Annotated in this window: 6 protein-coding genes, 1 tRNA gene and 2 pseudogenes; 3 read left to right on the top strand and 6 right to left on the bottom strand. The window is 74.4% G+C overall.

Annotated elements, in window-relative coordinates; all coding sequences use genetic code 11:
- Window positions 1–41 precede the first annotated feature (41 nt).
- Window positions 42–115 (bottom strand) — tRNA-Met (locus ABT106_RS29230).
- A 55-nt stretch (window positions 116–170) separates the two neighbouring features.
- Complete coding sequence (locus tag ABT106_RS29225; protein ID WP_502979517.1) at window positions 171–1,475, bottom strand: MFS transporter; 1,305 nt, start codon at window positions 1,473–1,475, stop codon at window positions 171–173.
- A gap of 114 nt (window positions 1,476–1,589) precedes the next feature.
- Between ABT106_RS29225 and ABT106_RS29220 the strand changes: the two are divergent.
- Window positions 1,590–2,636, top strand: a pseudogene (locus ABT106_RS29220) (AI-2E family transporter); the annotation flags it as partial.
- Between the two features lie 101 nt (window positions 2,637–2,737).
- Here the strand turns inward: ABT106_RS29220 and ABT106_RS29215 are convergent.
- The 4 genes from ABT106_RS29215 to ABT106_RS29200 all read right to left on the bottom strand — a co-directional run bounded on the left by ABT106_RS29215 (window position 2,738) and on the right by ABT106_RS29200 (window position 7,710).
- Window positions 2,738–4,627 (bottom strand): glycoside hydrolase family 15 protein, encoded by a 1,890-nt coding sequence (locus tag ABT106_RS29215; protein WP_351283291.1) that lies wholly within the window; start codon window positions 4,625–4,627, stop codon window positions 2,738–2,740.
- 233 nt (window positions 4,628–4,860) lie between these two features.
- On the bottom strand, window positions 4,861–5,310 hold the full coding sequence (locus tag ABT106_RS29210; protein WP_351283288.1) for a DUF7144 family membrane protein: 450 nt from the start codon (window positions 5,308–5,310) through the stop codon (window positions 4,861–4,863).
- Between the two features lie 300 nt (window positions 5,311–5,610).
- The gene (locus tag ABT106_RS29205; RefSeq protein ID WP_351283293.1) at window positions 5,611–6,990 is read right to left on the bottom strand and encodes an AMP-binding protein; all 1,380 of its coding nucleotides are present in this window, start codon (window positions 6,988–6,990) and stop codon (window positions 5,611–5,613) included.
- Window positions 6,991–7,206: 216 nt separating this feature from the next.
- Complete coding sequence (locus tag ABT106_RS29200; RefSeq protein ID WP_351283286.1) at window positions 7,207–7,710, bottom strand: hypothetical protein; 504 nt, start codon at window positions 7,708–7,710, stop codon at window positions 7,207–7,209.
- Window positions 7,711–7,912: 202 nt separating this feature from the next.
- Here ABT106_RS29200 and ABT106_RS29195 point away from each other — a divergent pair, with 202 nt between their 5' ends.
- Window positions 7,913–8,101, top strand: a complete 189-nt coding sequence (locus ABT106_RS29195) for a hypothetical protein (protein ID WP_351283298.1) — start codon at window positions 7,913–7,915, stop codon at window positions 8,099–8,101.
- A gap of 202 nt (window positions 8,102–8,303) precedes the next feature.
- Window positions 8,304–8,729 (top strand): annotated as a pseudogene (locus ABT106_RS29190) (MarR family winged helix-turn-helix transcriptional regulator); the annotation flags it as partial.
- Window positions 8,730–8,815: the final 86 nt, after the last annotated feature.

The following is an 8,815-nucleotide window of genomic DNA, read 5'->3' as shown; positions in this document are numbered from 1 at the left end:
GGAGGGCCCGGATCCGTCAGGATCCGGGCCCTCCTGGGCAGTAGCGGGGACAGGATTTGAACCTGCGACCTCTGGGTTATGAGCCCAGCGAGCTACCGAGCTGCTCCACCCCGCGTCGGTGAACACCACCCTACGGCACCGCGCGGCGCCCGAGCGCCACCCTCCCCAGGTCAGGCCGCCGCGGTACGCGGCCCGGCCCCGGCCTCCGCCTCGCGGGCCGCCCGCTGGTTCAGCGCGTCCTCGTCGGTGTGCGCGTCGTACGAGATCAGCTTCGGCAGCAGCGCCGCCAGTACGGCCACCGAGGCCACACAGGCCAGCCCGCCGCTCCAGAACGCCGTACGGGTGCCCGTCCAGCCCGCCATCGCCCCCGCCCGGACCTGGCCGAGCTGCGGGCCCACGCTGTACGAGAGGACCTCGATGCCCGCCAGCCGCCCGCGCAGCCCCTCGGGGATCGTCTGGTTCCAGATCGTGCTGCGTCCCAGCCCGCTCAGCATGTCGCCCGCGCCCGCCACCGCCAGGCACAGCAGCACCGGCCAGACCGTCGTGAACCAGCCCGCCGCCGCGATGGCCAGCCCCCACACCGCGGCCCCGCACACCACCAGCAGCCCGTGCCGGCGTACCCGCGACACCCAGCCGCTCGTCAGACCCAGCACCAGCGAACCCACCGCGCCCGCCGCGTACATCAGGCCCAGGGCCCACACGGCGTCGAGCTCGTCCGCCAGGAACGGCAGGATCGCGTTCGGGAAGGCGAAGAGCATCGCCGCCAGGTCGACGGCGTACGTTCCCAGCAGCACCGGACGGCCCCACGCGTAGCGCGCGCCCTCGGCGATCCCGCGCAGCGACGGACGCTCCGCGTCCTTCACGGGCGGGGCCGGGGCCAGCCGCACGCACAGCAGCACCGAGACGAGGAACCCGGTGACGGTGACGGCGTACGCCGAGGCGTAGCCCGCGAAGGCGACGACGAGGCCGGCCAGTGCCGGACCCGCGATCGCGCCGAACTGGTAGCGCAGCCCGCCCAGCGCGGCGGCCGCCGCCAGCTGGTCGTGCGGCACGATCCTCGCCATCAGCGAGTCCAGCGCCGGGCGCTGCAGTCCGGTCAGCGCCGACACACCGGCCGCCACCACGTACAGCGGCCACAGCAGCGGGTCCGGCAGGAGCGCGTTCACCAGCAGTACCAGCGCGAGCACTCCGAGCCCGGCCTCGGTCAGCAGGATCAGCCGCCGCCGGTCCACGGCGTCGGCCAGCGCGCCCCCGTACAGCCCGCAGACCACCAGCGGCACCAGCTCCACCGCGCCCATCGCCCCGACCGCCAGCGGCGAGTCCGTCATGTGCTTGATCTGGAGCGGCAGCGCGATCATCGCCATGAACGAGCCGAAGAAGGTGATCGTGCCCTGGTAGAACAGCAGCCGGAAGTCCCGGCCGGACCGCCAGGGGGAGAGGTCGGGCAGTACGGCTGCCCATCGGGAAGTGCTCACGAGGATCCATCGTCAGCGGTGGCGCACCCCCCGGCAACGCATTTACCCACCCCGGACGGGCGAATCCGGTACCGGGCGCGTGCCAAGGCCGTCACACGGTGGCAGCCATGGGTCATGCCCCCGGTCTCCGCGTTCCTGCGTACGGCCGCGTCCTACGCCTGGCGTCTGCTGGTCGTCGGCGCCGCCGTCTACGCGGTCTTCGCGGTGCTCGGCCGGTTCCACGAGATCGCCGTCGCGCTCTTCCTCGGCCTGGTCGTCACGGCGCTGCTCTGCGTTCCCGTCCGGCGGATGGAGCGCGTCATGCCCCGGGCACTGGCGGTCGCCGTCTGCCTGACCGGCAGCGCGGTGCTGGTGCTGGGCGGGCTGGCACTGGTGGGCGAGGCGGTGGCGGGAGAGAGCACCACCCTGGTGCGGGAGTTCCGCGCGGGCCTCGACAGCATCGAGGCGTGGCTGGAGCGGCCGCCGTTCCGGCTGAACCCCGGCGCGCTGTCGGACGTACAGGAGCGCCTCGGGGAGTACCTCTCCAGTCACCGGTCCACCCTGGTCAGTACGGCGCTCAGTGGCGCCGGGCACCTGGTGGAGGTCCTCACCGTGGTCGCCCTCGCGCTCTTCTCCGCCGTCCTCTTCCTGCACGGCGGCGACCGCCAGTGGTCGTGGTTCCGCGCGCAGCTGCCCGACCCGGCGCGCGAGCGTGTGGGGGTCGCCGGGCGGGCGGCCTGGCGCACGTTCACCGGCTACACCCACGGGATCGTGCTGATCGCGGCGACGAACGCCGTCCTCGTCGGAGTGGCCCTGTACTTCCTGGGGGTTCCGCTGGCCGTTCCGCTGGCGCTGCTGGAGTTCTTCGCGGCGTTCGTCCCCCTCGTCGGCTCGCCGGTCGCGCTGGCGGTCGCCGCCGTGGTCGCGCTCGCCGCGAAGGGACCGGTCACCGCGGCCGCGGTGGTCGCCCTGATCGTGGTCATCGGCCAGATCGAGGGGCACCTGCTGCATCCGCTGGTGATGAGCTGGGCGGTCCGGCTGCACCCCCTGGTGGTGGCGGTGTCGGTGATCGCCGGAGCCATCGCCGCGGGAGTGGTGGGCGCGGTCGTCGCGGTCCCGCTGGTCTCGGTGACCTGGTCGGTGTACACGGCCCTGCGCGACGCCCGTCAGGGAGCCGGGGCCCCGGCTCCCGGACGGGCGGGGCGGCCGGCGGCCCGGGCCACCCGCGGTTCCGGCCACCCGCGGCCCGGGCTACCCGCGGTTCCGGCCACCCGCGGCCCGGGCTACCCGCGGTTCGCGGCCCGGTCGAGTTCGTCGTCGAGGGCCACGGCGGCCGTGATCAGCGCCAGGTGGGTGAACGCCTGGGGGAAGTTGCCGAGCTGCTCGCCGGTGGGGCCGATCTCCTCGGCGAACAGCCCGATGTGGTTGGCGTAGGTGAGCATCTTGTCGAAGGCGTAGCGGGCCTGCTCGATCCGCCCCGCCCGGGCGAGGGCGTAGACGTACAGGAAGCTGCACAGGGAGAACGTGCCCTCCGCCCCCTGGAGGCCGTCGGGCGAGGCGGCCGGGTCGTAGCGGTAGACGAGGCTGTCGGAGACCAGCTCGCCCTCCATCGCGTCGAGCGTGGAGAGCCACCGCGGATCCCGCGGGGCGATGAAACCGACCAGGGGCATCAGCAGCAGCGAGGCGTCCAGGACCTCGCTGCCGTAGTGCTGGACGAACGCCTGCCGTCGCGTGCTCCAGCCGCGGGTCATGATCTGCTCCAGCAGGGCGTCGCGCGCCGCGGTCCACCGGGCCAGGTCCGCGGGGCGGGCGTTGGCCGTGGCCTGGCGGATGCCGCGGTCGAAGGCGACCCAGCACATGAGGCGGCTGTAGGTGAAGTCCTGCTGACCGCCCCGGGTCTCCCAGATGCCCTCGTCGGGACGGTCCCAGTTCTCGCACAGCCAGTCCAGCACCTCCGCGCAGCGCTTCCAGCCGTCGTAGCCGATGATGTTGGCGACCTGCCCGGACTGAGCGAGGGCGTAGACGGCCTCGCCGTAGATGTCCAGCTGGAGCTGGCCGGCGGCGCCGTTGCCCGCGCGCACCGGGGCGGAGGAGCGCCATCCCTCGAGGTGGCCGAGGACTTCCTCGTGCAGGTACGGGTCCCCGTCGACGCGGTACATGATCTGCAGGGGCTCACCGTTGGGCGCGCGGCCCTCCCGGAGACGCTGCCCGAGCCAGTCGCGGAAGGCGTTCGCCTCCTGCGTGAACCCGAGGTCCCGCATGGCGCGCACCGAGAGGGAGGCGTCGCGGACCCAGGTGTAGCGGTAGTCCCAGTTCCGCTCCCCGCCCTCCTGTTCGGGCAGGCCCATGGTGGCGGCGGCGACCGGGGCGCCGGTGGGGGCGTACGTGAGGAGCTTGAGGGTGATCGCGGAGCGGTTCACCATCTCCTGCCACCGGCCCCGGTAACTGCAGCGTCCGATCCAGTCGTGCCAGAAGCGGCGCACACCGGTGAACTGCTCCGCCACGTCGGCCATGGTCACCGGCGGCGGGGCCGCTCCGCCCGCGTCGCAGACCGTCAGCACGACGGCCGCGTGTTCGCCCGCCCGCAGAGCGACGCGGGCTCGCACGTCCCGGTCGTCGGACTCCAGCGACAGGGCGCCGACCGCCTGCAGGTGCGCGGTGATGCCCGGCCCCTCGAAGCGTGCCGTGGACCCGTCCGAGGCCAGCGCGTGCGGGAGCCGTCCGTAGTCGAAGCGGGGGCGGCACTCCAGCGTGAAGCGCACCGCCCCCCGGACCACCCGCATGAAGCGCACGATCTGGTGCCGGTCGGTGACGGTGTGGGGGTCGTGCACCGGCATGAAGTCCACGATCTCGCCGACGCCCTCGGGCGTGAGGAAACGGGTGATGAGGATGCCGGTGTCGGCCAGGTAGAGCTGACGCGAGGTGACGCCGGGCGGGCCGTACGCGTCACCGGGGCCGCCGCCGCCGTTCGTGGCACCGGCCGCGGGGGCCGGGGCGTCCGCGGTGATGGCGAAGTACCCGCCGCGGTCGTGGTCGAGGAGGCCCGCGAAGACGCTGGGCGCGTCGAAGCGCGGCGAGCAGAACCAGTCGAGCACTCCCTCGGAGGAGATCAGCGCGCAGGTCTGGAGGTCACCGATCAGGCCGTGCTCGGCAATGGGCGGGTAGCGGCGCATCGGCCCTCCAGGGGCTGGCGGGGACGGCCCGGCCGGGCCGCGGCGGACGGGGGCGGGGGACCGGGGGTGGGGGGATGCCGCCGGTGCCGGTGGACCCTGACGGGCGTGATCGGGAGCGTCCGCCCGACGACGTCATCCGCGGCGGGCCCGGTCGCCATGGCGCCGGGGTCCCGCCGCGGCCGCGGTCGAGCGCGCGGCGCCCGGGGACGGCGGCGGCGCGGCCACGGCGTACGTCAGGCGGTGCGGGAGTCCTGCCGGACGCTGCCGGTGCACAGGGCCCAGATGACGAAGAGGCCGATGGCGATCGAGACGATGGCCCAGACCGGCGTGTAGGGCAGCCACATGAAGTTCAGGATCACGCTGATGCCGGCCAGGGCCACGCCCATCGCGCGGGCCCAGAGGGCTCCCTTGAAGAGTCCGGCGCCGACGACGATCAGGATGATGCCGAGCACCAGGTGGATCCAGCCCCACGACGTCACGTTGAGCTTGAACGTGTAGTCGCCCACGCGGGTGTAGACGTCGTCCTCGGCGATGCCGGCGATCCCCTTGATCACGCCGAGTACGCCGTCCACGAGGAGCAGGACGGCGGCGAACACGGTGCCGCCGGCCGCCCAGGGGCTCCCGGTGTCGTAGGACCGGTGCGGGGCGGGGCTGGAGGGCTGGGGTGTCGTCTGGTGGGCCACGGGATTCTCCTTGACCTGAGGGAACGCCGCTTCAGGCGCGACTTCAGCCTTCGCCGTGACCCGGGGGAAGGACACCGGAGCGCGGCCGTTCGGGTGAACCCGTCCGCACGGAAGGCGCGGTCTCCGCCCCGCCCGGCGGCGCGGGGGAGGCGTGTCCGCGCCGATCGGGACCTGTCGGCCCGGCTTCTTCCGACCGCGGGTGAACCGGGCTGACCCCGGGGCGGCCCCGGCCAGGGCCCGTCATGTGACGGTCCTTCATGTGACGGGCCGTCACGACGTTGGCCGTCACGTGTCTGGCCGTCACGGGACGGACGGATCCCCTTGCCCGGCCGGCCGGGGCAGTTCATCGAGGGAGCCCGTCACGACCAGGCCGCCGTCCGGGGTGCGCCGGGCGAGGACGCCGGTGCGGAAGTAACCGTCGGCGGTGAAGGAGCGGGCGTTGTGGCCGGGCGCCCGGTAGTAGCCCCGCGGGGTGTACGGACCGCGGGCGAGGAGTTCGCCGGTCTCCCCCTCCGGCGCGTCCACGCCGTCGGCGTCGGCCAGGCGGATCTCGTCGTCGGGCGAGAGCGGGCGGCCCCACGCGCCGGGCACCGTTCCGTCCGGACCCTCGGGCGGGGAGAGGGTGAGCGGACCCTCGGCGCCGCCGAAGACCAGCTGCGCACTGCAGCCCCGTACGGGGCTCGTCAGGCCGGCGGCACCCCGGTCCCCGGGCACGCCGCCGATCTGCACCAGGCGCGGACCGTGGGCTCCGGTCCCGGCCGCGGGAGCCGCGTCGAGCCAGAGCCGGGCGACGGAGGGCTCCACCGACGTGACGGTGACCCGCTCCCGCTCCACGACCGCAAGGCAGTCGGCCGGTCCCGGGTCCTCGGCCAGGACGATGGTGCCGCCGACGCAGAGGGTGCCGACGATGCCGGGGGAGCCGAGGACCAGACTGGACACGGCGGGCAGCGCGGCGAGGTACACGTCGTCCTCGCCGAGCGACACCAGCTCGGCGGCGGCCCGCGCCTGGTAGGCGAAGTCGTCGTGGGTGCGCGGAACGAGCAGGGGCTCCCCGGCGGCCGTGCCGGACAGCAGGAAGAACGCCACCTGGCCGGCGCTCTGCGCGAGCACCCGGTCGGGCGGGGAGTCGAGGGAGCCCAGCGGGAAGTAGTGACAGCCCGAGGGGTCGGTCGTGAAGCCGCCGTACGGGGACGCTTCGCCCGGCGCGTCGAGGGGGAACACCCGCCGGAGGAAGGGCCCTTCGGCCGCGATGCCCGCGGCCATCGCCGTGTGGTCGAAGCCCCGGTACGCGGCGGGAGCGACGTAGCCCACGGCCTGGGTGAGCCGCACCAGCGGGGACACCTCGGCCGCCCGGCAGGAGACCGGGCAGAGCACGGGGACGACGCCGGCCCGCATCAGCGCGAACAGGGTGATGACCAGCTCGGGGACGTTCGGCAGCTGGACGACGACCCGTTGCCCGGGGCGCAGGCCGCGCAGCCGGAACCCGGCGGCCATGCGGTCCGCGCGCCGGTTCAGGTTCGCGTACGTGAGGCGGGTTTCGCCGTGCACGAGCGCGGTCCGCGGACCGTGGCGCAGGGCCCGGTCGCGCAGCAGGTCGTCCAGCGTGCCGCCGCGCCAGTGGCCGGCCGCCCGGTAGCGGTCGGCGAACTCCTCGGGCCAGGGCGTACAGCCCTCCAGCATCGATGCCACGCGCTCGCCTCCGTCCCCCGCCGTCATGATCCCGGCCATCCAATCCGCCGGCGCCCCGGGACACCATGGGCTGTCCGGACCACGGCCGCCGGTTCCCCTCGGCGGAACGCCCAAGGGGCGCCGCTGACCAGCGGGATCAGGGGGCCTCGGCACGGCGGGAGCCCGGCCGGCCCCGCCATTGCGCGGAGGCCGGCGCGGCGACACCCCCTAGTACCGCAGTGCCGTACCCGTTTCCGCCGTGACCGTGCCGGACAGCTTGTGCGTGCTGCGCGCGGTGCCCTGCCCCGTCGCGTTCCCGGGCACGTCCGCGACCGTCACCACGACCGTGTCCAGGAGGTTCCCGCTCTCGTCCTTCATGTTCACCTGCACCGCGAACGACTTCGCCGACCCGTCGGTGTTCTTCACGGACACGGGCACGGTCGTGAAGCCCTCCCCGTCGGCCGCGGGAGCGCCCAAGGTCACCTCCGCCTTCGCGTCCACCCCGTCCTTGACCTCCCCGAGCCTGTCCTTGGCCACGGCGGCGGCGGACGCCGCCGCGTCCGACGCCCCGGACGCGGCGGAGGAGACCGCCGCCCCGGCCGACTCCACGGCAGAAGCGGCCTTCGAGGCCGCCGTGCCCGGATCACCGTCCCCCGAGCAGCCCGCCGTACCCAGCGCCAGTGCCGCCACGACCACCACACCGGCCACGCCACGCATCCACACGATCGCCATCACGCCTCCACAGTTGTCCGTCCCGTCCAGTCAAGGCTCTGACCGTCCGGACACGGGGTATCACCCGGCTCTCCATCCGGGTGACGGCGCCTTCCATCACCGCGCGGGAGGACACCGGCGGCGGGACGCTCACCCGCGTGGGGGAGACAGGTCCGCCTCTGGGGTGACGGCGGGACCGGGGGCCTCGAAGAGGCTGGGACGCGTGACCACGACCAGCTCACCACGCCCGAACACGCCTCCGTACGACACCGAGCGGCCCGTCCCGCGCTGGGCGGTCCGCACCGCGCGTGCGATCCCGTTCGTCCTGCTGCCCCATTGCCTGTGGCGGCTGCCCTTCGCCTTCGGCTTCGACATGGGGATGATCGACCCGAACGCCGCGGCCCCCGTGTGACCGGACCGGACGGCCCCGCCCGGATGCCGGCGCGGGGGCCGACGGGCACGCCGCGGCCCCGGTGCGCCGGGTGTGTCCGGGGCCCCGCCGTCCTTCTCGGGGCGATCCGCCCAGGGGTTAGTCTGTGCGGGTGGAGGCGGCTGACCGGCGAGAAGACGAGGGGCCCCGTGCCGGGCGGCCGGGCACGGGCGACGTACGGCTGATGGCCGTAGCCCGCCACCTGCGCCACATCAACGGCGAGATGAACGGGCTGATCCACCGCTTCGCCGGGGAACAGGGACTGCACGCCACGGACATCCAGGCCCTGGCCGCCCTCCTCGACGCCCCGTCCCCGCTCACCCCCGGCCGCCTCGGGCAGCACCTCGGGATCACGTCGGGTTCCGTCACCGCGTGCCTCGACCGCCTGGAGAAGGCGGGGCACGTCCGGCGCGTCCGGGACTCGGCCGACCGCCGCGTCGTGCACCTCTACTACGAGCCCACGGCCCGCAAGGTCGCGGCCGATCACTTCCGCGTCCTGGCCCGGGCCACGCAACGCGCCCTGGAACGCGCCGGCGAGGACGACGCGGCCGCCGCGCTGCGCTTCCTCGCCCTCCTCGGCGAGGAGTTCTCCGCGGGCGGACCGGGCGGACCGGGCGGCGCCGCGATGCTCCGGGAGAGGTCGTTCCACACGTCCTCGTCCCCGGCCTTCTCCCGGGTCGCAGCGACCGCACGGGC

Origin of the sequence: Streptomyces sp. NPDC002044 (assembly GCF_040296725.1) — a bacterium.
Classification (GTDB): domain Bacteria; phylum Actinomycetota; class Actinomycetes; order Streptomycetales; family Streptomycetaceae; genus Streptomyces; species Streptomyces antarcticus.
This window is presented reverse-complemented; position numbering and strand designations above follow the sequence as displayed.

Excerpts from the sequence above, each read along its gene's own strand:
- ABT106_RS29215 (WP_351283291.1), bottom strand. The coding sequence starts at position 4,627 with ATGCGCCGCTACCCGCCCATTGCCGAGCACGGCCTGATCGGTGACCTC.
- ABT106_RS29200 (WP_351283286.1), bottom strand. The coding sequence starts at position 7,710 with ATGGCGATCGTGTGGATGCGTGGCGTGGCCGGTGTGGTGGTCGTGGCG.
- ABT106_RS29205 (WP_351283293.1), bottom strand. The coding sequence starts at position 6,990 with ATGCTGGAGGGCTGTACGCCCTGGCCCGAGGAGTTCGCCGACCGCTAC.